Source organism: Microcoleus sp. S1D4 (assembly GCF_036700765.1).
Taxonomy (GTDB): domain Bacteria; phylum Cyanobacteriota; class Cyanobacteriia; order Cyanobacteriales; family Microcoleaceae; genus Microcoleus.
Map to the genome: position 1 here is coordinate 1 of NZ_JAUBPP010000014.1, position 24,511 is coordinate 24,511.

Sequence of the window (24,511 nt, forward strand, 5' to 3'; positions counted from 1 at the left end):
ATGGTTATTAAATGGGATCGAAAAATCAAAAATAAAGGCAATGCTATTTTATCCGGTTTAGCTGCGTAGCAGCTTATTAATGTAAAAGAAGATGAGAAAATCCTGAAAAACTTGTCTCCTAATGCTGATGTTAAAGTTTTAGTAGAACCCAAACGCAAAGAGATTACTGACGAGCTTTGGGAACAATCTTGGGATATTATATTTTTTGCGGGACACGGCGAAACTGAGGATGGTACTGGAAAAATTTATATCAATAAAGATGATTGTTTAACCATTGATGAGCTGTGGGTTGGTTTGAGAAAAGCGGTAGATAATGGTTTGCAACTGGCAATTTTTAACTGCTGTGACGGGTTGGGTTTGGCTACAAAATTAGATGATTTCCAAATGATTCCGCAAATGATTTTAATGCGGGAGTTGGTGCCGGATGTTGTAGCTCAAGAATTTTTAAAATATTTTCTTACAGAGTTTGTAGCTGGCAAGTCTTTGTATGCAGCAAAGAGGGAAGCTTGCAACCGTTTGGGGGATTTAGAGCATAAGTTTCCTTGTGCTAGTTGGTTGCCGGTAATTTGGCAGCATCCGACGGCGGTGCCTCTGATGTGGAGCGATTTTTTGATTGAGTCCGATGGGCCTGTTGTTGCTGAAAATTTGACGGCGGTTCCTAGGTATGAGAAAAGACCGCCAGTTAAGGGTTTTTCGCCCTTGAAGTCGGTGATTTTGGCGAGTGCGGCCTGTACCGTGGCGGTGATGGGAGCGCGTTCTCTGGGGGTGATGGAGGTGTTGGAACTGTCAATGTTCGATCGACTAATGAGGCAGCGGGAATCTGAATTAATCGACAATCGGTTGCTGGTGGTGCAAGTGACTAACAAGGATGTTGACAAGTACGACTATCCGCAAACTGATGCTATTATAGCTAGGGCGATCGACAAATTACTACAATTGAAGCCTGCAGCAATTGGTTTGAATATGCACCGAAATTCGCCAAAGGAACCGGGAAGAAAAGATTTGATTGCCCTTTTTCAAAAAAATCCTAATCTCATTGCTGTATGCACCTACAATGCAGGCAAAATCCTGGAGCCACCCCCAGAATTGTTGCAAAGTAAATTAGAAAATCAAATTGGTTTTATCAATTTACCGCCAGATGAAGCGCGTGACAATAAAGGTAGAAGTATTCGCCGCCAACTTCTATCTTATCACCCGAATCTTTCTAATTTCAAGGATAGTTGCAAAGCTCCGAATAGCTTAAGTTTTCTGTTGGCTGCGCGATTTTTGGAAAATCAAGGCATAAAATTGGAAAAAAACCAGAATGAAGAGTGGGTAATTGGCGGTGTTACATTCAAAAGATTAGCCTCTCGTACAGGAGGTTATCAACCGTTAAAAGAGCCAAAAGTCAGTCAAGTATTGCTCAACTACCGCGCTAACCCCAAACCAGCTTTTAAGGTGACGCTGCAAGAAGTATTGTCAGGGAAAATAGACCCGGATTTAGTCAAGGGTAAGATTGTCTTAATCGGTCATACTTCGGAAGTTTCTGAGACTGAATTCGATACTCCTTACGGTAAAATGCCGGCAGTTTGGATTCACGCTCATATGGTGAGTCAAATTCTCAGCGCTGTAATTGATAAAAGGCCGCTATTGCGGGTTTTACCTCAATGGTATGGGTTTCAGTGGGGAGATGCGGTTTTTGTGTGGCTGGCTGCTGTGACTGGCGGGTTGTTGGCTTGGCGTTGGCGATCGCCCTTGCTATTGACGATCGCCAGCGGTGCTATGATTTTTGTGTTGTATCAAGTTTCTCTGATAATTCTGATTTTGGGGGGCTGGATGCCTTTGGTTCCTGCAGTTTTGGCTTTAGTTACGACCGGTGGTATGTTGTTTGTGTACGATCGCTCTTCACAATCGCAAACAAAGCTGTGACGTTTGAAACCGCGCCCGTACAGGCAAAGTCTGCAGAAGCGGACTGGGAGATATCAGAGGTTTTATGTATAAAATGCCATTGCAGTTAGTGTTAGGTTTCATTTTGGCGATCGATGCTGCATCAGCGATGTCACATTCTGCTAATCTAGCTATTTTAGCAGACAATAGTTTGCTGGAAAATCATCCAAGTGCGATCGGGCAAAACGCCAAATCCAACAGCAAACCGAAGGTAAAAACACCAGTCAAGCAGCCCGACAAAAACACTAAACCAGGGGCCGGATCAAAAGTATCGACAACTAGCACACCACCCGATTCTAATACTAGACCTGGTGGCGGTCTCGACCCATCGAAATCATGCAAAAGCACAAATAAAATACTTGCCCTGCTAGTACCCCGCCAAAATCCAGTATTCACAACTTCTGCCCATCCTACCTTTTGGTTTTACATTCCCTATGCTGCCGAAGATATAAAAAAAGGAGAATTTGTCCTACTCACTCAAGACGAAAAAACCTTAATTTACAAAACTTCTTTCCAGCCACCTAAAACTCCTGGCATTGTGAATATTAGTTTACCTACATCTCCAAACTATGCTTTACAAACAGAGCAATCTTATCGGTGGTATTTGAGAATATACTGCAAAAATAATACAAACAATCTAGCCGATTTGACAGCCCAAGGAGGACTGAAAAGGGTAGCCACAACTGCTGAAACAGAGCGTCTGATTAATGCAGCCGCACCTGATATTTGGTACGATTCATTGACTCGTTTGGGCAATTTGCTGTTAGCTTCTCCAAGCGATCAAAAATTGAGAAGTGACTGGAATAAATTGTTAGAGTCTATTGGGGAAAAAGAGTTAAGTCAAGAACCACTAGCCGGCCCGGTTGTGATACCATAAATTACAATTGTAGGGTTTTTCGTCCTCCTATCGTTTCCGCTTGCATCGGAATTATTTAACCACAGAGAACACAGAGTACACAGAGGGAGAGAATATATATCTGAATCATTCCGATGTTACGGAATTTGATATCAAGCGTCAACTTGGACAAATGTGATATGTATCTTTACTTTTTTTTGCTCCATCTTTGAGCCTGACCTTGATTTATTTCCGGTTTTTAGGTAGTGCCGTGTTCCTCCTGTATTTGATAGATTTAAAAACTGCAATATTTCCGTTCTTTTTTTCCTAATTTGCGTTCCAATATCATTGACGCGACTGAGTTTTAGTTGGCGAACTCCCCAAACAAGAAATTGCTAAAATGAGCGAGTAGTGCTAACGAACTTTTGCCGGAAATGAGCAACAGCCTCATTAACCCCAATCCCGCAAACACCCACTGGGATTGCCCCGAGTGCGGCGGCACAGGTACAATCAGCACAGAAACTTGTCCCGAATGTCTCGGAGCAAAATACATTGATATCGATGCAATAACTAGCTGGATTATCGCCTTTATGGAATCTCGCGGCTGCAATCCTGCTGAACTAGACCAATTGCGAATCGAAAACCCAGACCCACTAACATTAACATTTTGCCTGGAACTTTGTCTCGCTCTCAAATAAACAACAACAAAAACTATCTCTTCTTGTCTTTTCCTTTGCCTTCTAGCGCTTGGGCGGTTCGATAAAATCTCACAAATCCTTAAAAATTATCAAATCAATTCCCAATATTCATTAGATTTTTTGCGTGAGTCTTTGATTGATATTGTATCCGGTAGCATCGGAATGATTCAGATATATATTCTCTCCTTCTGTGTACTCTGTGCTCTCTGTGGTTAAATAATTCTTATGCACGCGGAAACGATATGATACAAAAACCGCAGATTTCAGGCAGATAAACGCAGATAAACGCAGATACTTTTAAGATGTTTTTCTAATTTTGCAATTCAAGTCTATTGCCCCTTCACGGGATGTTGCCCGTAATAAGGCAAAGCATCCCACAACTCAGGGCGACTTCCTTGTTTCCACTGCAAATAAGCCAATTCCAACACACCAGAAACCGACGCACCCAATTCGCTGCCAACTTCAATCAATCGATAGGAATTTTCCCAACTTTCCAACTTTTTCTGCCAAGATTCCGCCGTCATTACCGTATCTGTAAACAACTCAGTTACACCATAATTACTGTTAGCTGCATAAACCGCCCCAAACAATTCCCCGCGCCCTGCAGGCATTTGCAGCGCGATATCCAAAACCCCCCCCTTAGCAAGGGGTAATTCCTCACTCAAAACCTCCCCCTTAGCAAGGGGGGGTTGGGGGGGTTCCGCCCAAGCCACAGCCGCCAAAGTTGAAATCGCAAAAACCGGAATATCCAATTGTTGAGCCAAAGTCCGCGCCGTCACCATACCCATGCGAGTACCCGTGAAACCTCCGGGCCCCTTCGCCACTGCAATAAAAGCCAAATCCGCCCACGTTTGCGGCTGGATAAACTCGATTAAATGCTGGTGCAAATCCGTTGCTAAACTGCGGCCCAAATTCCAAGTTTGGCAGCGAGAATCGCCGGAAAAATTGCTGATTGCTAAACCTAATTCGGGAGTTGCCGTGTGCAGGGCTAGGCCGTATTTTTTAACTGATATTCTGTCTTGGGGATTGCTATTCACGATTAATGATAATTTTCCTTTACAAAAAACAAGGGCAAAGCGACAACCAAACAACCCAAAAGAACGCCAAATATTCCCGTATTTAATATTCTTGAATTACCCATACCACCAGTTATCAGAAATAGTAAGACTAAACTGGCAAATAAATTTTTATTGGCAAATTCTTTGTTTTGAGAAACTTGATGTTTGACCGTCATAAAACCAGATGCAACTATTAGTGCAAATATTGAATTAAAAATGACGATTTGAGAGCCAAAGATAAACCAAACCAAAGCAAACATTAGCGAATCGATCCAAAAATCCGTATTTTTTAACTTCGGTAGCCAAAATTCTTGGGTAGCAACAGGGGCGATTTTGTTGATTAATTGATTTTGGTGCAGTCGCACGATTTTGTTTCTTAGTTTAATCTTGGGATCGATTTGCAATACTTCCTTCCACTCTGGGATGCGAGAATTGTTGACTCTTCCCAATAGCTTAATGGCTGTGATTTGATTTAACTGCAAATCGGTTAACCGGGTGGCAATTATTTGGGATAGGTGCGGGTAGTAAATGGGGTTGTCTTCGGTTCGGTTGATGACGATATTTAGTTTTTGTTTGGCTTGACTGACTTGGATTGTAACATTGTATGGGGCGATCGCATCTTGCAAAGCTTGCTGAATTTCGGCTTGCTGTTGGCGAGTGAAAAGCGACACACCGGGCGCAGGTGTAACCACCCGTTCTGCGGATGTTTCCGGCGCATCCAGCACAAGCTGCCCCTCTAAATACACCGGCTTGGGGTTCAAGTGCCGGATGACCGCAGATGCTGAATTGTAGCGCCGGTTGGTGGCACTTTGGAGCATGGTGTCGAGGATGCGGCCGAAATCGTCGCTAACAGCACTCTTCAAATAATTTCGCCAAGCCCAAGAATCCTCGGCGCTGTCGAACAAATCGAAGGGAGGAATGTGAGTCAGCAAGTGAATGCAAGTAACGCCCAAACTATAGATGTCGCTGGCAAAAACTGCTTTTCCCATCAATTGTTCTGGGGCTGTATAAGCAGCGCTGCCGATAATTGTACCTGTTTGTGGCAAGCCAGTTGTTGTTACTTTTTTAGCTGCACCAAAGTCTACTAAAACGATATCTTTTTGGAAAGGAGATGGTTGATAGGAACTTTCTAAGGCTGGTAAGGGAGTTGGAGATAGGCGGCGGCGAATGATATTTTCTGGTTTAATATCCCGGTGAATGACTTTGGATTTGTGGACGAAGTGGAGCACTGGTAATAAATCGTTGAGGAGTTGCCGAATTTGAGTTTCGGTGAATGCTCCTTTTTGTTCTAATTCTTGGGCGAGGTTTTTGCCGTCTATAAATTCTTGTACTAAATACTGTCTCCCGTCTTGTTGAAAATGGGCGATTAATTCGGGAATCTGGGGATGTTTTCCCAAGATTTCTAGCTGGGCTGCTTCTTGCTGAAATAGTTGGGCCGCTTTTTCGGCAGCGGTGTTTTGCGGAAAAAATTGCTTGATTACGCACTGCGAAAAAATCAGGGGTTTTGTTTCATCAACTGCTAGGAAAGTTCTGCCAAAGCCTCCTTGTCCGATCGCCTTTATGGTACGGTAACGAGATGCTAATGGCGATTTTTCGTTAGTTAACAACAATTTCGAGCCGCAACTTTGGCACAATTCTGCATTCCCTGAATTTTGCGGATTCTGACAAGTTGGGTTTAAGCAATAGGACATTGGATTTTATCTTTTATCTTTTATATTTTTAATTGTTGACTGTTATTGGTTATTGGTTAGTTGTTATTGGTTATTGGTTAGTTGTTATTGGTTATTGGTTAGTTGTTATTGGTGAATTGTTAACAACTAACAACTAAGAGGGCCCGCACGCACCATCCACCGCCCCTACCAACTAACAACTAACAACTAACAACTGCCAACTGCCAATTGCCAATTGCCAACTGCCAACTGCCAACTAACTTAAGTCGGTACGAGTTCGCCCGGCCGCAATTTGGCCCATTTGCCGGTCTCTTGCTTAAAACTTTCACAGCCGACTACATCCCATTCCATTTCTATTTCGTCTTGGCGGGGGCGGATGTTGACGTTGATGGTGGGTTCTACGGGGTCAAAATCTGGTGTTTCGGTGAGGTGAATCTGTTCGTGCTGTTCTTCTACGGCGTGGTAGGTGAAGCAGCGGTCTACATAGTGGCAGTTAATACAAATACACATTCTTGATATCCTCTGTGCATTTCAAAAAAATTGGTGAATTCTGAGCTTTCTGTTAATCTAGCTTAGCAAGAGTTTAATGGTTTGTAAGGAAAGTAGATTTTTGTTGCGATGCCGATTAATTTGCCAACTGCGCTATCTCCTGAGACTTGGCCGTTCGATTTGGAACTGCTGACACCGCCTGTTTATCTGGTGGGCGGTGCGGTGCGGGATGCGCTGCTGGGACGCCGATCGCACTATTTTGATTTGGATTTCGTTATGCTAACACGGGCGGTGAAGACTGCTCGAAAAATTGCCGATCGCACGAAAGGCGGATTTGTCTTGTTGGATGCGGAACGACAGATTGCGCGGGTGGTGTTTGCGGGCGGTACGGCGGATTTTGCGGAGGCTGTGGGGGGGAGTCTGGAGGGGGATTTGTTGCGCCGGGATTTTCGGATAAATGCGATCGCCTGCAATCCTTTTACCGGAGAAATCATCGATCCTTTGGACGGTCAAACTGATTTGCGGTTGGGTTTGCTGCGGATGATTTCGCGATCGAATTTGGAAGACGATCCGCTGAGGTTATTAAGAGCTTACCGCCAAGCGGCGCAGTTGGGTTTTGCGATCGAACCGGAAACTCAATCTGCGATTCGAGAATTAGCGCCGTTGTTGAGTCGGGTGGCGGTGGAACGGGTGCGGACGGAATTAGGTTATTTGTTGAGCAATCATAACGGTATTCCTTGGATTTGTCGCGGTTGCGAAGATGGTTTGTTTTCGATTTGGTTTGCAAGTGCGATCGACCGTTTCGATATCTTGACAAAAATCGACTCCTGTGCTGCTGATTTGGCGGCAATTTATCCAGACTTGGGGAGAGAATTTGGGCGATCGATTCGAGATACAATTAAAACGCCGTTGTTGGCAGTTGGGAAGTTAGCTATTTTAGCAAATTCCGACCCGACAATCGCTGAAACAGAGTTGCTGCGGTTGAAGTACAGCAATGCAGAGATTAAAAGTGCGATCGGGCTTTTGAAATACTTGCCCAAACTGCAAGCAAAACCGATTGCAGAAATGTCCTTGCGAAAACAATATTTTTTGTTTCGGGATGTAGGAATAGTATTTCCAGTTTTAGCAGTTTTAGCCCTAGCCGCGGGAGTCGCAGTTGATGATATTTCCCTGCTAATTAATCGCTACCTCGATGCCGATGACATTATCGCTCATCCCACCCAATTAGTTAGTGGCAATGAGTTAATGGAATCTTTGAATATTCCCAGAAGTCCGCTCATCGGTCAATTATTAATGGAGATTCAATTAGCGCGGGTAGAAGGGAGAATTGCGACTCGCGAAGAGGCGCTGAAACTGGCCGCCGACTTGATTGAAGTTGATTAATATTTGGGAAATATCGCAACAACAGTCTTGCTAGAAGCCAGTTCACCAACCATCTGTAATTCACATCCCAAATATCTATCAACCAGCCCCAGCGATCATCTGTAAATGCGTCTACATTTATCTGCGTTGCATCTGCTTGACATCTGCGGTTTAATTATCAATCTAAAAACAATGCAATAAGTTTATTTAAGGCTGGCTGTTAATTCGGCCGGCAATTGAAACTTACCATCTGCACCCGCTTCCAACTCAAAAAATTGCAAGACAGCATCAACATTCAGCGGCCCGTAAATGTGCGGGTAATCTTCACCAGCGGCAAATTCATACTTAACTTCAGATTCTACTTTCTCCGAATCAATCCACAGCAGCAACAATCCTGTTTGTCCCACAAAAAATTTATTAGCAGATTTCACAACTTGCGGCAAAGTCGAACAGTGGATAAATCCTTCAGTATCTAGCGTATCCCCGCGATAGAATTGCACTTGTTTGGCTTGTTCCCACTGTTGGCTGCGGGTGATGTGAAAGATAACGCTCATAATTAGATTGGTTTTAAGTGCGACTGGTACAAAACTTACAAATGCGGGGTCAAAAACTCGGTTTCTGTACCAAAATATTTCGCTATTAGCGACAATTTTTCAAAGAAACCGGATTTTTTTGCCTTCGTTGCGCCGCAGTACAATTCGACAAGGAAAACTCCCGCCGCAACTTACTGTCAGCGTCTTAATTTTAGCATCGATGGCCCGCGCTGCACCCGGAGCCACGCCAGTCATTTTTTCTGTTTGCTGACGGTAATCCTCACTAGAAACTTAGCACGTCACCAGTACATCCGATCGCCCGAGAACTCTCATATCTTCCTCATCGAGTTCGACTGGTGTACCGCTGCGAATTAGTTCCACAAAATCCTCATTCGGCACCATAATGCACAAAGTGTACAAACGTTCATTGCCCGTATTTTTAATTACATGAGTACCGGTTGGAGGCACTAACAAACTATCACCCGGTTTAATACTAACTGTTTTGCCGTCGCAGGTGGCTTCCCCTGTTCCTTTGAGTACAAAAAACATTTCTACTGCAAATTGATGGCGGTTAGGAGGAGTTTTGCCACCCGCATCGAAGATTTCGATGCAAACTGTTAAGGAAACATTAGCTATTACCGGATCGAAGACGATAGCTAATCTATTAGTATCGCCCGGACTGATGCGAAATGCTTGGTAGTCTTTCGGAGATTTTATCACAGGAATCATGCACTGATTTGTCATTTTTTTATTGTTAGTTATGGTTGAAGGCAGTAGTCAGTAGTCAGTAGTTATTGGTTGTTGGTTGTTGGTTATTGGTTATTGGTTATTAGTTATTGGTGGCCACTCACAAATAATGTCAGACAAATAACAATGCTATAGATGGCCAATGCCCAATTCCCAATGCCGAATGCCGAATGCCGAATGCCGAATGCCCTGTTTGGCCAATTCCCAATTCCCAATTCCCAATGACTAATGACTACTGACTAATGACTACTGACTGTTATTTAATTGCTTCTAACATAGCCTGAGAATCAGACAAAAAGCCAAAACATTGTTTAACGTTATAAAGAGTAGCTTGCCAGCAATAATCTGGCGATGTCGTAGCGGTACAATCTTTGACTAAAATACAGTCGTAACCGAGGAAATTAGCATCTTGCAGTGTAGCCATGACGCACTGATCGGCGTTTACTCCTCCGAAGAAAAGTGTAGTTCTGCCGAGGTTCCGCAAGATACTATCTAAAGGAGTATCCCAAAAGCCACTCATCCGATATTTATCCACACAAATATCCTCCGGTTTCTGTTCCAATTCATAGACAACCTGCGCCGCCCAACTCCCCGCCATCAGTACAGGTGCGCCGTTTTTTGGCAGGGGATCTCCCAAACCTACGCCGTCGCCTGTGGGATTGTAAACGTGACGGGAAGCTGCACTAATATTGAGTAAATCGGGGCGGTTTCCCCAGTTGATCCAAATAATTGGCATTGCGTGCGATCGCAATTTTGGCAGTAAATTTTGTAAAGGATTAATTGGAGTGCGCGCAGGTGTAACATCGACGCCGATGTGTGCTAGCCAACCGTCGGGGTGACAAAAATCATTTTGCATATCTATCACCAACATTGCAGCTTTGGCTAAATCCACACGCAGGGTTTTAGTTTCTGTTTCTAGGGTAACAATTTGCGGGTCAATTTGCGGGCGGGTGATGTCGGCAATTTTGGCATCAACTTTCCAAGCATTCGGCGGTACGCCCAAGGTGCGGAGAGAATCAGAATTCATTGCGATCGCGAGTCAAAAACAATTATTATTTTACATGACGAATTTTTTATATTTGCTCGTTCCCCGGCTTTGCCTGGGAATGCCTTGTAGGAGGCTCTGCCTCCAGTAAAGCACAGGAGAGGCAGAGAGAGCCTCCAGATATGCGTTAAGAGGCAGAGCCTGGGAACGAGATTAAAGGAGATTAAATCATAAAATATAAATAGATGTAAATTTACAAAAAGGGTAAATCTGTGAGCTTTACAATTCAAAATGCTTTAATTTCAGTTGAGAACGGTTATGAAAGTGCAGACGTGCGAGTGGTGGATAACTGCATAAGTGCGATCGCGCCCAATTTAGATCCGGCGATAACAGTTATTAACGGCAAAAATAAGCTGCTGCTGCCCGGTTTTGTCAACGCGCACACACACTCTTCTGAAATGTGGCAGCGGGGAATTATTCCTCCTTTACCTCTGGAATTGTGGCTTACAGAATTGTACGATTTTACCCCGTTAGAACCAGAACAAATTTATTTAAGCGCCTTGGGAACAGCGGTAGAAACTTTGCTATCCGGCGGTACGAGTGTCGTCGATCATTTAGTGTTAATTCCGGGGCAAGAATTAGAGACGATCGCCGCCGCAGTTCGCGCTTATCAAGAAATCGGCATCCGCGCTTTTATCGGGCCGTTAATTCAAGATCAGTCCCTGACTGCAGGAATGCCGGCGGGCGACGGCGGGCTCGAACACGCGGCTTACATTCGATCGACAAAGGCAACTTTGGAATTAATGGAATCAGCGATCGAACAGTTTCACAATCCCGAAAAAGGTGTTAATATATTGTTAGCACCGACCGGAATTCAACTGTGTTCCGATGATTTATTTGAAGGCTGCATCGAATTGAGCGATCGCTACAATCTTTGCCGCCACGCCCACCTCCTAGAAACCTCAGCCCAAAAACAACTAGCTCACGAAAAATACGGTTGCAGCGCCGTCGAACACCTGCAAAAAATCGGTTTTTTAACTCCTCGTACTTCCTTAGCCCACTGCGTCTGGCTGGAAGATTCGGACATCGCAATTCTAGCAGAAACTGAATCGACTGTTGTACACAATCCCCTCAGCAACCTGCGGTTGGGAAGCGGGATTGCACCGATTTTGAAATGCCGCCAAGCGGGAGTAAACGTATCTTTCGGCTGCGACGGCGCCGCTAGCAACGACTCTCAGGATTTGCTGGAAGCAATTAAAATGGGTTCGATTTTGCACAATATTACGGATTTGGATTACCGCCACTGGATTACGTCGCGAGAGTCTGTAGAAATGGCATCGCTGGGAGGAGCAAAAGGCTTGAATCTTGCCGATGAAATGGGTTCGCTGACTGTCGGGAAAAAAGCAGATTTTGTGCTGTACGATTTAACCAGTTTATCATTGTTGCCGCGCACCGATCCGATCGGCTTGCTAATATTAGGGCGCCCGACTAATGCGGTACACAGTGTTTGGGTAAACGGCAAGCATATTATTGGCGAAGGTAAGGTAAAAACCATCGATGTTGATGCTTTGAGGCGGGAATTATTCGATCGCAGCGAGTGGACTAGCAAGCGTCAATCGCAAACCGTGAGCAAGATTGAATCGCACTACCGCCAAGTGATGAAATTGCCTGGTTATTCTTAAGGGAGCGCAGAAATACTCGGCGGTTGAAACCGCGGCTATACAGACAAAACCCGCCTCCGCGGGTTGAAGAATAAAGGTGCGCCATGCGCACCCTACAGTATGATGTTAAACTGTGGTGTTTGCGAAAAATTGATGATTAAACTGCACAAATGGCGGCGGATACTGGCTTTAATAGTTGTTTTTGCGATCGCCCTTACCTCCTCCGCCCTTTTCTCCCCCCGTCTATTGGCTCAAACCCCGCCCAAAACCCCAACAACCGAATTGCGAGGCGTGTGGCTGACTAATATTGACAGCGACGTTATTTTCTCGCGCAACAGCATCATTGACGCTGTAAATCGACTGGATAAACTCAACTTTAACACCATCTATCCTACGGTTTGGCAAGGAGGCTACACGCTTTATCCCAGTGCTGCAGCCAAAAAAGTATTCGGAAAGTCGATCGACCCATCACCCGGATTGAAAGACCGAGACATTCTCAAAGAAATTATAGCACAATCCCACCCAAAAAATATAGCAGTAATTCCTTGGTTTGAATTTGGTTTCATGGCTCCTGCAGAATCGGAATTAGCCACACTTCACCCCGACTGGTTGGCGAAGCGACGCGACGGTTCAACTATTTGGAAAGAAGGCGAACACGATCGAGTTTGGCTGAATCCCTTTCATGCCGAAGTACAGCAATTTATCTTAGATTTAATCCTAGAAATTGTCGATAATTACGATATAGATGGCATTCAATTTGACGACCACTTCGGTTTACCAGTAGAATTTGGCTACGAACCGCTAACAGTGTCAATGTATCAGGAACAAATCAAAAGCCCTCCTTCCAATGACCCCCGCGAAACCTTCTGGGTGCGCTGGCGCGCCGACAAAATCAACGACTTTATGGGACGAATTTCCCGCGCCATCAAATCCCGCAAACAAAAATGTATTGTCAGCTTATCTCCCAACCCCCTGCACTTTGCTTTGCCAGCCCACTTGCAGGACTGGTTCACCTGGGAAAGACGCGGCTATATCGAAGAACTTATAGTGCAGGTTTATCGCAGCGATATCAAGCGTTTTAACGCCGAATTGGAACGGGAAGAACTCAAATTAGCTAAAACGCACATTCCAACTGCGATCGGCATTTTAACAGGATTGAAAAATAATTCAATTCCGCTGAAACTAATTCAAGATCAAGTCCAAGAAGTGCGAAAAAGAAATTTTGCAGGCGTTTCCTTCTTTTTCTACGAAAGTTTGTCGAATTGGGCTAACGAAACCCCCGAACAGCGCAATTCGGCATTGCAAGAATTATTTCCCACAAAGATGCAGCGCCCGCCATCCGAAGGTAGAATTTGAAACTAACGGTTAAAATGAGAAAAATCATAAAGCGCTTAGGAATTGTCATCTTATCTTTTACCGCTGTCCTAACAATTGGCTATCTAACTCCCAGAAAGTGGGGAAATTACTCGCAAGCAGATTGCACAATCTCTCTCTACATTTCTAACGAAGGCATCCACACCGAAATCATTGTTCCAGTTAAAAATCAATATTTTGACTGGAATCAATTTTTACCGCTAACAGAAATAGGGCGAGATACCACTTCTGATTATAAATATTTGTCTTTTGGCTGGGGAGATAGAGCTTTTATGCTGGAAAATCCGAGTTCGGGAAGTATCAATTTAGTTACAGGTTTGAAGGCGCTGATTTTTCCTACTCCGTCTACTGTGCAGGTTCAAGGTTATCGAGTTTTTCCCCCAGATCGAGAAACCAAATGTGTTAAAATTAGTGGAGCAAATTATTTGAGGATGGTAATTTTTATTAAAAATACATTCCAATTAGACACCGGAGGTAATAAAATAAAAATTAGCTACGGTGACAACAAAAACGACAGCTTTTATGAAGCAAGAGACAGTTACTCTATTTTGAGAACTTGCAACGACTGGACGGCAGAAGGTTTGCAAAAAGCTGAGGTCAATACTCCTTTGTGGTCAACTCTACCGTCATCGATTATGTTTCATTTAAACAGCGGTTGCGAATGTAGAAGTAATTAGTCATTTGTTGGTTGTTATTTGTTATTTGTTATTTGTTACTCGCTTGGGGCTGGCAATAACGAATAACCGATTACCAATTCCCGATGCCCAATTCCCAATTCCCAATTCCCAATTCCCAAATCATGAATATAATTCCAGCGATCGACCTATTGGACGGAAAATGCGTCAGATTGTATCAGGGAGACTACGCCAAGTCTCAAACTTTTAACGACAATCCCGTCGAAGTTGCCAGACAGTGGGTAAATCAAGGCGCGACAATGCTGCATTTAGTAGACCTCGACGGGGCCAAAGCCGGTCATCCAGTCAACCAAGCAGCCATTGAAGCCATTGTCCGCGCCGTAGACGTTCCCTGTCAAGTAGGCGGCGGAATGCGCGATCGCGCTTCTGTTGCTGCTATCCTCAATTTAGGAGTCAAGCGCGCCATTCTCGGGACTGTCGCCGTCGAACAACCGGAATTAGTAGGCGAATTGTGCGCCGAATTTCCCGGTCAAATTCTGGTGGGAATCGATGCCAGAAACGGTAAAGTTGCTACTAGAGGCTGGTTGGAAACTTCAGAAGTTTTAGCAACAGAATTGGCGCAAAAAATGGCCGAATGGGGGGCAGCAGAAATTATTTACACTGATATTCACCGCGATGGTACTATGGAAGGGCCGAACTTGGAATCTTTGCGCGAAATTGCTAACGCTATTTCGATTCCAGTGATTGCATCGGGCGGCGTTAGTTCGATCGCAGATTTGTTGACATTGTTGGCATTGGAACCAATTGGTGTCAAAAGCGCGATCGTCGGTAGAGCAATTTATACCGGTGATATATTGCTAAAAGAAGCAATTCAAGCCGTCGGACAAGGGCGGTGGCAAGATGTACCCCCAGATTTGGGTTCTTCCAGTTTTGCTTGAACATCTGAATCAGCACAACCAGCCTTTAAAAAACAGGACTCCTTGAGTTTGTCTGCATCCAGAATTATCTGATTAGAATGTCTTTCTTATCATCATTGTACCATGTTTTTTAACCCAACAATTACAGCTTTAAGTTCTGGGATGGCATCCTTAATTGCTCCCATACCTTTGCTAGCAACAGTCGATCCCGAAAATTCGCCGATCGTTCTGAGCGGAGTTCTGCTCAGTTTGGTAGTGATTTATCTTGCCAGCAAATTAGGCGCGGAAGCGGCTATGAAGTTTAATCTTCCACCAGTTTTGGGTGAACTTGTAGCAGGGGTGATTGTTGGCGTATCCGCTTTACACCTGATCGTTTTTCCCGAAGGCGGACTGTCAGCTTCCAACTCAGGAATTATGACTGTTTTGCAGTCGATAAATTCTCTGTCCCCTGCCGCCGTCACCAGCGTGTTTGAATCGCAGAGCGAGATCGTTTCTGTGCTGGCTGAATTGGGGGTGATTATTCTACTGTTTGAAATTGGTTTGGAGTCGGATATCAGACAACTCAAAGAAGTGGGAATTCAAGCCACCTTTGTCGCTGTTGTCGGCGTAGCAGTTCCCTTTGTTGCGGGTACTGCGGGCTTGATGATAATTTTTCACACGGCGGCGATTCCGGCAATTTTTGCAGGGGCTGCTTTGACAGCCACCAGCATCGGAATTACCTCAAAAGTTTTGTCTGAATTAGGACGGCTGAAATCCAAAGAAGGTCAAATCATTGTCGGGGCGGCAGTAATTGACGACGTGCTGGGAATTATTGTCTTGGCGGTAGTTGCCAGTTTAGCGAAAACAGGTGAAATTGATGTTGTTAATGTCATCTATTTAATCATTGGTGCAACTGCATTTTTGCTAGGTTCAATTCTGTTGGGCGGCATCTTTAATAAAAGCTTTGCCGCAGTAGTTGATAAACTCAAAACTCGCGGTAATATCGTCATTCCGGCATTTATATTTGCTTTTTTCATGGCGTTTATCGGCAACGCAATTCATCTCGAAGCGATTTTGGGTGCTTTTGCGGCTGGTTTAGTGTTAGATGAAAGCGATGCCCGCAATGAGTTGGATGAGTTGATTAAACCCGTCGCTGATTTGTTTGTACCCATCTTTTTTGTGACGGTGGGAGCGCGGGCAGATTTGGGTGTTTTGAACCCAACAGTGCCGGATAATCGGGCGGGACTTTTGATTGCCGTGTTTTTGATTGTGGTGGCGATTTTTGGCAAGTTGGTGACTGGTTGGGCGGTGTTCGGTCAGCCTGGAATCAATCGATTGGCGATCGGAGTTGGGATGATTCCTCGGGGCGAAGTTGGGTTAGTTTTTGCCGGTATCGGTTCGGCTAGCGGGGCTTTGGATAAGCCGCTGGAGGTTTCGATTATTATCATGGTAATTCTGACGACTTTTTTGGCTCCGCCTTTTCTGCGGATTGCCTTTGGCGATACGGTAGAGCCTCCTGCTAGCGGGGAACCTTCCAGCGAGCAAACTGCTATTGGCGGGTGATATTAAGTCTATTTTGAGGTGGTTGGGGGCGATCGGCTGGTTTTGAATCAGAAAGGGCGATCGTCTCCATTGCTACTCATTCGCCTCCCGGTTCTCAAAGAAATGGGTCTAATTGCGATCGCGGTTATTTACCAACGAGTGCTACAGAACCGTTTTGCAAAACAGGAATTTCAATTAGGAACTCTGTTCCTTGATGGGGTTGAGAAAAGCACTGGAGGAAGCCACCGTGCTTGTCAACTACAATTTGATAGCTGATGGATAGCCCTAATCCAGTTCCTTTACCAGTTGGTTTTGTAGTGAAAAAGGGATTGAACACCTGTTGTCTAACAGTTTCCGTCATTCCAGGCCCATTGTCTTGAATTTGAATCACCACGTTTTTACAATGACCGGGCCCAGTTTCGTTTGTGACTAGCTTAGTCCGAATAGTGATGCGACTGGGATGCTTTTGGATGTCTTTTGGAGAACGCTGATTGTCGTAGTTTTCTAAAGCATCGATCGCATTTGCCAGAATATTCATAAAGACTTGGTTCAACTGTCCGGCATAGCACTCTACCAGCGGTAAGTCGCCGTACTCTTTGACAATTTCAATAGCAGGATGAGCCGGATTTGCCTTCAGTCGATTTTGCAAAATCATCAATGTGCTGTCAATTCCCTCGTGGATATCAACTGGCTTCATTTCTGCCTCATCCAGCCGCGAAAAGTTTCGCAGCGACAGAACAATTTGACGAATGCGATCGGCTCCTACCTTCATTGAAGTCAGGATTTTGGGCAAATCTTCACTAATGAAGTCTAGCTCGAACTCTTCAACTTTTTCCTGAATTTGGGGATTAGTTGGATAGGTTTGCTGGTAAAGCTGAATCAACTTTAGTAAATTTTGCGTGTAGTCCGCAGTATGGCTCAGGTTGCCATAGATAAAGTTGACTGGATTATTAATTTCGTGAGCAACACCGGCAACCAATTGCCCCAAACCCGACATTTTCTCTGCCTGAATAAGCTGTGCCTGAGTTTGCTGTAAGGTTTTGAGTGCAACCTCAGCTTCCTCTTTTGCTTGCCTTAAAGCAGCTTCGGCTTGCTTGCGTTCAGTAATATCCAGTGCCAAGGATGCAACTCCCACAATATTTTCAGCATCCCCTACTAAAGGCGTATTGAACCATTCGCAAATAATGATTTTGCCGTTTTTTGTAATATTTTCGTTGACGCTGTACATTCCTTCGCTCTGCATCAACAACTCGCTCATAATTTGATCGACCATCTTTCGGGCAGATGCAGGCACTATTAATTCTGCGGGATGGTGTCCGATCGCCTCTGTAGCCGTGTAACCAAAAATCTTCGCTGCCGCTGGATTCCAGGTAGTGACTTTAAAGTTTAAATCCCATTCCACAACTGCCAGTGAAGTTTTGCGGAATATAAAAGATAGCCGCTGCTCCGACGCTTTGAGTTCTTCTTCTACCTGTTTTCGTTGAGTAATGTCAATCCCTGTTTTGATGATGTACTCAATTTCACCCTGATTATCTACTAAAGCAGTATCTGACCAAGCAATCAGTCTGAGTTGTTGATCTTTGCTCAACCAACTGCCTTCATATTGCTGGGGAAAATTACCAGCTTTTAAAGACTCAAAAGTAGTTTTGGCAAGTCCTGCTAAGTCTGAGTTCGGAAACAAATCCCAAAAGTAGCACCCCTTTACTTCACTAAACGAGTAATCAGTCATTTGTTCGCAAGCTCGGTTAAAGCGAACGATTTGTCCCTTCGGGTCGAGCACAACTACCACGGCACCTGCAATTTCAAGAATGGCTGAAACGAAATTCCGTTCTACTTCAACTGCTGTAATCAGTTCCTCTAACTGGGTTGCCATATTGTTAAAGGCGATCGCCAATTTCCCCAGTTCGTTTTGGCTGTCGATGTTGACCCGCGTCTCTAATTGCCCCGCACTGAGTTTAGTAGCTGCCGTGGTTAAGCGCTGGAGCGGCACCACAATTTGCCGAATAAATAGATACCCAATGCCAACAGCCACGAGCGTCACCACCGCCAATGAGCCTCCCATAACTGAGAGCATCTGGTAAACAGGAGCATAGGCCTCAGCCGTTGGCAGTTCTACAACCACATTCCAATTCACGCTCCGAACTAAGGCACTGGCTCCCAATACTTCTACCTGCTTTAGACCCTGATAAACGTTAAGGCGCTTAGTATCTTCGGATTCTTTCAAGAATTGAAAGAAGGGGCGCTGAGCAATATCTTGAAGTTTAAAAGTTTCTGGCTTACTACCCTTTTGAGCAATCAGAAAATTACGCTCATCAACTACATAAACATAACCCGTCTTGCCGACCTCCGTTTGGGAAACAACAAACCAGAGAAAGTTGAGATTTATCTCTGCTAATAGCACCCCATCCACCTCATCTCGCTCATTCCGAATTGGAACCGCCAGAATGGTGGTTGGTTGGTGGGTTTGAGGATTAATTTCTACAGGACTGACATAATCTTCCTGTTGTTTAAAGGCACGAATAAACAGTGGCGAATTGGCTGGATTTTCTAACTTGAGCGGTTCGTAGGGTGAAACTGACGCGACAACTTGTCCCTTCCGGTTCAAAATGGCAACGGCTTCATAAGCATCATTATGACGAGTCAACCCTTCCAACAGGCTCTGCTGCGCTTGTGGTTGAAAGTTTGTGAGTCCTTTGACCCTAGCTAAATAGCTCAGTTTTCGTTTCAAGTCATCTAGATAATTATCAATCTGCGCTGCTGCTGTCTGACTGCGCTCTTCTTGGAGCGATCGCGATTGCTGTATCTGCGCCTGAAAGCTGAGGTAGATCAGCAAGCCACCAGTGGGCAGTAAGCTCAGGAGAACCAAAAATATCAAACCATAGCGGAGCTGATTTGCAATAGAAAAAAAGCGTTGCCAGGGATGATAACGGCAGCTTCTGGCAATCGGCAGAACGCGCTCGTTGCGTTCGTTGCGTTGATTTTTCATCGGACTTAGGACAAATAATGGTAAATCAATTAATGGGCAAACTAAGGAGAAACATCGATTTTGCCAGTCGTCACAGCTTCTCGGATTATCTTAAAATTGTCCTCTTCCTGAGACGTGAGACTACCACGGAAAGGGGCAAAGTCGTAGATTTTTTCCTTGAGGCCAAACTTGTAAAGTTTTCCTTCCCAGCGACCTTGCTGGGTTAACACTGCCACATTTAGCACCAGATGGGGAATGTCCTGCAGAACGCTAGTTAGGACTTTGCCGGGAGCCACTTCGTACTGATCCTTTGTCCTACCAATCACAAAGACTCCTGGCTTTTGCGAAACGGCTTTTAGGGCGGCTAACCCTGCCTCACCTGCGTTGAATGCCAAAATATCTACTCCAGAAGCAACCATATCCGTTGCGACTTTGATGGCTTTGTCCGTATCAACCCAAGAGTTGAGAAAAGCCGTCGAGGCTTGAACAGAGGGATTCGTTGCTTTCACTCCCCGCCTAAACAAGGCTTCTTCTTCTTTGTAAACCGGATAAGCTTCACCCGCAATATAGCCAACTTTATTGCTTTTGGTCTTCATGGCAGCCAAAGCGCCTGTGAGGTAGCCCACCTCACCCGATCGAAAGGCAACAGCCCCCAAATTTCTGTTATTCCCTGGATGCGTTGTAATCAGGGCAAATTTTGTTCGCGGAAATTCTTTAGCGACCTTTTCGGCAACTTTGGAATAGGCACCACTGGCTGCAATTACCAGGTTATAGCCTGACTGGGCATATTTGCGAATGGCAGCTTCACTATGTTCACCGTCAAGACTATCAGTAACGTCTACCTGAGCGTTAAATTTATCTCTGATGAGATTCAATCCTTCAAAGCAAGCTTGATCCCAACTTTGGTTGTCTTTGGAGCCTGTGGTGAGCATTGCCACTCTAAAGCTGCTGGAGGTACTTGCTTCAGGGGAAGAGTCTATCTTCGGAGTCGATCGACTGCACGCGATCGCAAAAAATAGAGCTAGAGCCGCCAGAGTCATTTGTTTCAAGAGAGATTGAATTTGCATAATAGCTTTTCTGAGCAATATTACTTTTTTTTCTGCCGACAAATTTGTTGAAGGATATCTCAACAATCTTCACAACTCTTACTCTCGCTCGCATTTAATGACTCTGACAGATTCAGCGTAACACTCAATTAAGCTCAAAAACAAGTAAGGACACGGCACTGCCATGTCCTTACAACTCTAAGGATCGAAAACTTAATAAATTAAGCACCTCCTACAGTCTTCTCTCCTGTAACTTGCGATATCAAAGGAGGCTCTTCCTCGCCTATCTGCATTACCAGGATCTTCCTGGTAACGAGCAAAGCTTACAACTCTAACTGCAAATTAACTCTATTTGCGATTACTTAACAAACAGCATTTCTTGATAAGTAGGCAGCGGCCACAAATCATCAGCCACTTCAGCTTCCAAAGCATCAGCATACTCGCGAACCTCATCCATCAAAGGGCGAATTGTTTGCGAAGCGTACTGCATATGCTCGTCTGTTGTAGCAAAATCGTGCTTGCTCAAAGCATCGCTCAACTTGCTCGCGGTATCCATCATTGACTTAACCAGAGCAGCTACTTTTTCGGCAGTTGCCTTTTCCAATTCAATGCCAATTTCTTTCAACTTATAAATCGTGTTAGAAAGATCGGACAAATAGCTCACCGCTGCCGGATAAATCAGAGTTTTTGTCATGCTCAGTACAAGTTTTGCTTCGACTTCTATTGCCAGCAAATACTGCTCTGCATACACATCATAACGGCTTTCTAGTTCAACGGGAGTTAGAACACCTGTCTTTTCAAACAAGTCCTCAACGTATCCTTCCTTCAACGCCGACAAAGCATCTGCCGTAGTCCGCAAGTTGGCTAAACCCCGTTCTTCAACAGCCATTTTGTGCCATTTTTCTGAATAGCCGTTACCGCCAAATATCACTGCGCCGTGGTCGTCCATCACTTCTTTCAGAAGTGTTTGGATGGCAGCATTCAGTTCAGTTCCGTTAGCCAAATCGCTTTCTAATTTGTTAGCAACCCAGTCCAAAGAATCTGCAAGAATAGTATTCATTGCCACCAGCGGGCCGGAAACAGATTGACCGGAACCTACTGCACGGAATTCAAAGCGGTTTCCCGTAAAGGCAAAGGGCGAAGTCCGGTTTCTGTCGCCGGCATCCTTCATGAAAGTAGGCAGTGTTTCTACGCCTAAATTCATGATGCCTCGACATTGAGAACCCTTAACTCCTCCTTTGCTAATTTGCTCGAAGATATCTTCTAATTGCGAGCCCAAATAGACAGAGATAATTGCTGGCGGAGCCTCATTTGCACCCAATCGGTGGTCGTTGCTGGCAGTAGCAACTACGGCGCGCAACAAGGGCCCGTATTTGTGAACTCCGCGAATCACAGCGCCGCAGAAAACTAGAAATTGTATGTTCGAGTGCGGTGTATCGCCGGGGTCTAATAAGTTGCCTTGGGTGGCGTTACCGACTGACCAGTTAACGTGTTTGCCGGAACCGTTGATTCCCGCGAAGGGCTTCTCGTGCAGCAAGCACATAAAACCATGTTTCTTCGCTGTGTTGCGGAGAATTGTCATGGTTAATTGTTGGTGGTCGCTGGCGACGTTTGCTGCTTCAAAAACTGGTGCAATTTCAAACTGACCGGGTGCTACTTCGTTGTGGCGAGTTTTGGCCGGAATTCCCAGGCGGTACATTCTTTCTTCTACTTCTTGCATGAAGACTTGAACGCGCTCTGGGATGGCTCCAAAATAGTGGTCGTCAAATTGCTGACCTTTGGCGGGAGCTTTGCCAAAGAGGGTGCGGCCTGCTAGCAGCAAGTCTGGGCGGCTGTGGCCGAAGTTGGAATCTATAAGAAAGTATTCTTGTTCGCAACCGCAACTGGAATTTACGGGTGCAACTTCGGTGTTTCCTAACAGTTTTAAGACTCTGGTTGCTGCTTTGTTCATGGCGCTAATGGAGCGCAAAAGCGGGGTTTTCTTGTCTAGGGCTTCACCTGTCCAAGAGATGAAAACAGTGGGAATGCACAAAGTCATGCCGTTGTCTGTTTCCATGACATAGGCGGGGCTGGTGACATCCCAGGCTGTGTATCCGCGAGCGGCGTCGGTGGAGCGAATGCCGCCGTTGGGAAAGGAGGAACCGTCGGGTTCGCCTTGTACTAAAAGTTTACCTGCAAATTCTGAGATGACGGAGCCGTCGCTTTGGAGTGAGATGAAACCGTCGTGTTTTTCGGCGGTGCTGTTGGTTAGCGGGAAGAATACGTGAGCGTAGTACAGGGCTCCTTTGGAAATGGCCCAATCTTTCATTGCTACTGCAATTACATCAGCTACGGAAGGATCGAGGGTTTGCCCGGTTTGAATGGTGTTTTTTACTGATTTGAAAATATTTTTGGGCAGTCTTGCTTGCATTTGGCTCAGACTAAAAACGTCTGTTGCCCACATATCTTCTAACCGCTTGGGAGGCTTGGGTGGGGTCAGTTGGCGGTTGACGATTTGAGAAATTGCTTGAACGCGCGATTGGTTTCCACTCATGGTTATTTTTATTGGGATTAGGGGAGCAGTAGTTGTGAAAAATAGTGGTTAGCGCAAGTCTAACCGTTGATGAATCTGTTAGATTTACTAACATTTTTAGTCAAGGCTAACTTTTTGGAGAATGCCTTTTTTGGCAGGATATGAAGAATTGGATGAGCGAGGCGCAATAACTTCGCTTTCTGTGTTGCTGAGAATCCAGTGTTCGATAGATGCGGTGGGATTTTAGTTCTTAGCAATAAAATAGATGACAAGAGGCTGTACTAACTTTAGTTAACATCATAGATGTGGTCGCTGCACAGATTTAGTAGCTCATTTTAACCCTGGTAAGCTCAAAAACTTTGTGCTAGTCAATTCCGATTAATTCTGGTCAAAACTACTTATGGTTTTTAACGGTTCAACGATAAATCGCAGCCCAGCAAACAACGCACTCGTTTATTGTTTTGGGGAATTATGGAGACTACACAACCTACACTTGGAGAGTGTAAGCAATCATTAACTTAATTAATGTAGCACAGGCTACAGAATGTTACTTTTTTTTGCGGAATGGTCGATCGCCCGATCGCGCGTAACCGCAAAAGTTGAGTTTGACAGGAGGCCCGCGACTGAAACGGCAGGCGATCGCAGCAGTTGTAGGGTGCGCCAGCAGTGGGTTATTCGGATTATTTAGAGTTCAAATTTGATAACCGCTATAGCTGATCTGATGTCGGTTGAATTGCGCGCGATCGAACTTTGTCGCGTCGTGCGGGCGGGTTTATAGATATTGTGGGTTTGAGTCATCAATTTTTGGTTAACCAGCCCCTACAATTATTGTGGCTAATTTACGGCAGGTATCAGCGATCGAATAAACCTTACTTACTTTTGGCTTTCGCGGCCCTTGACTCCACCGTAAATCCGGGAATATCTGACAATTCTGTGGCGCTCAAACTGTACTGTTCGCAAACCAAACTTAAACGAGTTCCGCTACTTTTAACGGCGTTGACAGAGTGAGTCAAATCTCCTTGAAAATAGATGAGCGAGTTGGCTTGCGGCTTAATCTGTCCGACTTGCTGTTTGTTGCGCCGCAGTATCAACTCTCCTCCTTGCAAGTTTGGCGGTACTTGTACGTACAAAACGCTGACGGCGGCGGGAGGTTCGACGGTTTTGCAGTACGATCGCAAAGATCGATCGATATGCGGATCGACGCGGGAACCTTCACCCAGCAACAGGGGATTGAGATAAAAAGCGTTGCATTCAGGGTTTAATGCTCTGTCTAGATAGGGTTTGAAAAAGGGGAAGCGGCGCTCTACTTCGGCAATTTCGGAACGCTTAAACACCACCGAAAAGCCTTTTGTGCCAATGAAATCGCGGTTGAGGTTGTTGATTGCCAGATACGGGGATGCTAGAATTGAGCCTCGCAAGTCGTTGAGATAGTCGATCGAGAAAGCGTTAGGATGTTGGCTGTAATATTTCAAGGCGCTTAAAAATCATCAAAGTTTAACGGAAACAGCGGATAGGAATGTAGCAATCGTTAATATTTCGGATTGTTTTGTTCCTCGCGCGGGATCTGTGGAAGTTAA

20 protein-coding genes are annotated in these 24,511 nt (G+C 45.0%); 10 read left to right on the plus strand and 10 right to left on the minus strand.

From position 1 onward, the window contains the following. Nucleotides 1-111 precede the first annotated feature (111 nt). From QT998_RS15820 to QT998_RS15830, 3 genes are all read left to right on the plus strand, one after another. A complete protein-coding gene (locus tag QT998_RS15820) occupies nt 112-1,908 on the plus strand; it encodes a CHASE2 domain-containing protein (protein WP_333115333.1) in 1,797 nt (598 codons plus the stop codon). Between the two features lie 64 nt (nt 1,909-1,972). Further along, the gene (locus QT998_RS15825; RefSeq protein WP_333089856.1) at nt 1,973-2,803 is read left to right on the plus strand and encodes a DUF928 domain-containing protein; all 831 of its coding nucleotides are present in this window, start codon (nt 1,973-1,975) and stop codon (nt 2,801-2,803) included. 392 nt (nt 2,804-3,195) lie between these two features. Further along, complete coding sequence (locus tag QT998_RS15830) at nt 3,196-3,459, plus strand: hypothetical protein (protein ID WP_333115331.1); 264 nt, start codon at nt 3,196-3,198, stop codon at nt 3,457-3,459. A gap of 329 nt (nt 3,460-3,788) precedes the next feature. Here the strand turns inward: QT998_RS15830 and tsaB are convergent, their stop codons facing one another. The 3 genes from tsaB to QT998_RS15845 all read right to left on the minus strand — a co-directional run bounded on the left by tsaB (nt 3,789) and on the right by QT998_RS15845 (nt 6,697). Beyond that, on the minus strand, nt 3,789-4,496 hold the full coding sequence (tsaB, locus tag QT998_RS15835) for a tRNA (adenosine(37)-N6)-threonylcarbamoyltransferase complex dimerization subunit type 1 TsaB (RefSeq protein ID WP_333115328.1): 708 nt from the start codon (nt 4,494-4,496) through the stop codon (nt 3,789-3,791). A 2-nt stretch (nt 4,497-4,498) separates the two neighbouring features. Next, the gene (locus tag QT998_RS15840; RefSeq protein WP_333115325.1) at nt 4,499-6,208 is read right to left on the minus strand and encodes a serine/threonine-protein kinase; all 1,710 of its coding nucleotides are present in this window, start codon (nt 6,206-6,208) and stop codon (nt 4,499-4,501) included. Between the two features lie 240 nt (nt 6,209-6,448). Continuing rightward, the gene (locus tag QT998_RS15845) at nt 6,449-6,697 is read right to left on the minus strand and encodes a Ycf34 family protein (protein ID WP_333089860.1); all 249 of its coding nucleotides are present in this window, start codon (nt 6,695-6,697) and stop codon (nt 6,449-6,451) included. Between the two features lie 108 nt (nt 6,698-6,805). Between QT998_RS15845 and QT998_RS15850 the strand changes: the two genes are divergently transcribed. Beyond that, the gene (locus tag QT998_RS15850) at nt 6,806-8,059 is read left to right on the plus strand and encodes a CCA tRNA nucleotidyltransferase (RefSeq protein WP_333115323.1); all 1,254 of its coding nucleotides are present in this window, start codon (nt 6,806-6,808) and stop codon (nt 8,057-8,059) included. 182 nt (nt 8,060-8,241) lie between these two features. Here the strand turns inward: QT998_RS15850 and QT998_RS15855 are convergent, their stop codons facing one another. The 3 genes from QT998_RS15855 to QT998_RS15865 all read right to left on the minus strand — a co-directional run bounded on the left by QT998_RS15855 (nt 8,242) and on the right by QT998_RS15865 (nt 10,345). Further along, a complete protein-coding gene (locus QT998_RS15855; RefSeq protein WP_333115320.1) occupies nt 8,242-8,592 on the minus strand; it encodes a DUF952 domain-containing protein in 351 nt (116 codons plus the stop codon). Between the two features lie 270 nt (nt 8,593-8,862). Next, nucleotides 8,863-9,300 (minus strand): cupin domain-containing protein, encoded by a 438-nt coding sequence (locus QT998_RS15860; RefSeq protein ID WP_333309780.1) that lies wholly within the window; start codon nt 9,298-9,300, stop codon nt 8,863-8,865. A 274-nt stretch (nt 9,301-9,574) separates the two neighbouring features. Beyond that, on the minus strand, nt 9,575-10,345 hold the full coding sequence (locus QT998_RS15865; RefSeq protein WP_333115317.1) for a cysteine hydrolase family protein: 771 nt from the start codon (nt 10,343-10,345) through the stop codon (nt 9,575-9,577). 230 nt (nt 10,346-10,575) lie between these two features. Between QT998_RS15865 and QT998_RS15870 the strand changes: the two genes are divergently transcribed. The 5 genes from QT998_RS15870 to QT998_RS15890 all read left to right on the plus strand — a co-directional run bounded on the left by QT998_RS15870 (nt 10,576) and on the right by QT998_RS15890 (nt 16,432). Further along, nucleotides 10,576-11,985, plus strand: a complete 1,410-nt coding sequence (locus QT998_RS15870; RefSeq protein WP_333115313.1) for an amidohydrolase — start codon at nt 10,576-10,578, stop codon at nt 11,983-11,985. 132 nt (nt 11,986-12,117) lie between these two features. Further along, nucleotides 12,118-13,320 carry a glycoside hydrolase family 10 protein gene (locus tag QT998_RS15875; RefSeq protein WP_333115310.1) on the plus strand — a complete coding sequence of 401 codons (1,203 nt, stop codon included), beginning with the start codon at nt 12,118-12,120 and terminating at the stop codon, nt 13,318-13,320. Between the two features lie 14 nt (nt 13,321-13,334). After that, a complete protein-coding gene (locus QT998_RS15880) occupies nt 13,335-14,015 on the plus strand; it encodes a DUF2459 domain-containing protein (RefSeq protein WP_333115306.1) in 681 nt (226 codons plus the stop codon). Between the two features lie 122 nt (nt 14,016-14,137). Beyond that, complete coding sequence (gene hisA / locus QT998_RS15885; protein ID WP_333115302.1) at nt 14,138-14,911, plus strand: 1-(5-phosphoribosyl)-5-[(5-phosphoribosylamino)methylideneamino]imidazole-4-carboxamide isomerase; 774 nt, start codon at nt 14,138-14,140, stop codon at nt 14,909-14,911. Nucleotides 14,912-15,013: 102 nt separating this feature from the next. Then, the gene (locus tag QT998_RS15890; protein ID WP_333089871.1) at nt 15,014-16,432 is read left to right on the plus strand and encodes a cation:proton antiporter; all 1,419 of its coding nucleotides are present in this window, start codon (nt 15,014-15,016) and stop codon (nt 16,430-16,432) included. Between the two features lie 124 nt (nt 16,433-16,556). On the opposite strand, the gene QT998_RS15895 is transcribed toward QT998_RS15890, so the two are convergent. From QT998_RS15895 to QT998_RS15905, 3 genes are all read right to left on the minus strand, one after another. Then, nucleotides 16,557-19,397 (minus strand): PAS domain S-box protein, encoded by a 2,841-nt coding sequence (locus QT998_RS15895; protein ID WP_333115299.1) that lies wholly within the window; start codon nt 19,395-19,397, stop codon nt 16,557-16,559. Between the two features lie 41 nt (nt 19,398-19,438). Further along, complete coding sequence (locus QT998_RS15900) at nt 19,439-20,443, minus strand: BMP family protein (protein WP_333089875.1); 1,005 nt, start codon at nt 20,441-20,443, stop codon at nt 19,439-19,441. Between the two features lie 337 nt (nt 20,444-20,780). Then, nucleotides 20,781-22,955: a glutamine synthetase III family protein gene (locus tag QT998_RS15905; RefSeq protein WP_333089876.1), complete on the minus strand. Its 2,175-nt coding sequence runs from the start codon at nt 22,953-22,955 to the stop codon at nt 20,781-20,783. Between the two features lie 523 nt (nt 22,956-23,478). On the opposite strand from QT998_RS15905, the gene QT998_RS15910 reads away from it, so the two are divergent. After that, nucleotides 23,479-23,622, plus strand: a complete 144-nt coding sequence (locus QT998_RS15910; RefSeq protein WP_333089878.1) for a hypothetical protein — start codon at nt 23,479-23,481, stop codon at nt 23,620-23,622. A gap of 181 nt (nt 23,623-23,803) precedes the next feature. On the opposite strand, the gene QT998_RS15915 is transcribed toward QT998_RS15910, so the two are convergent. Further along, complete coding sequence (locus QT998_RS15915) at nt 23,804-24,406, minus strand: 2OG-Fe(II) oxygenase (protein ID WP_333089879.1); 603 nt, start codon at nt 24,404-24,406, stop codon at nt 23,804-23,806. Nucleotides 24,407-24,511 lie beyond the last annotated feature (105 nt).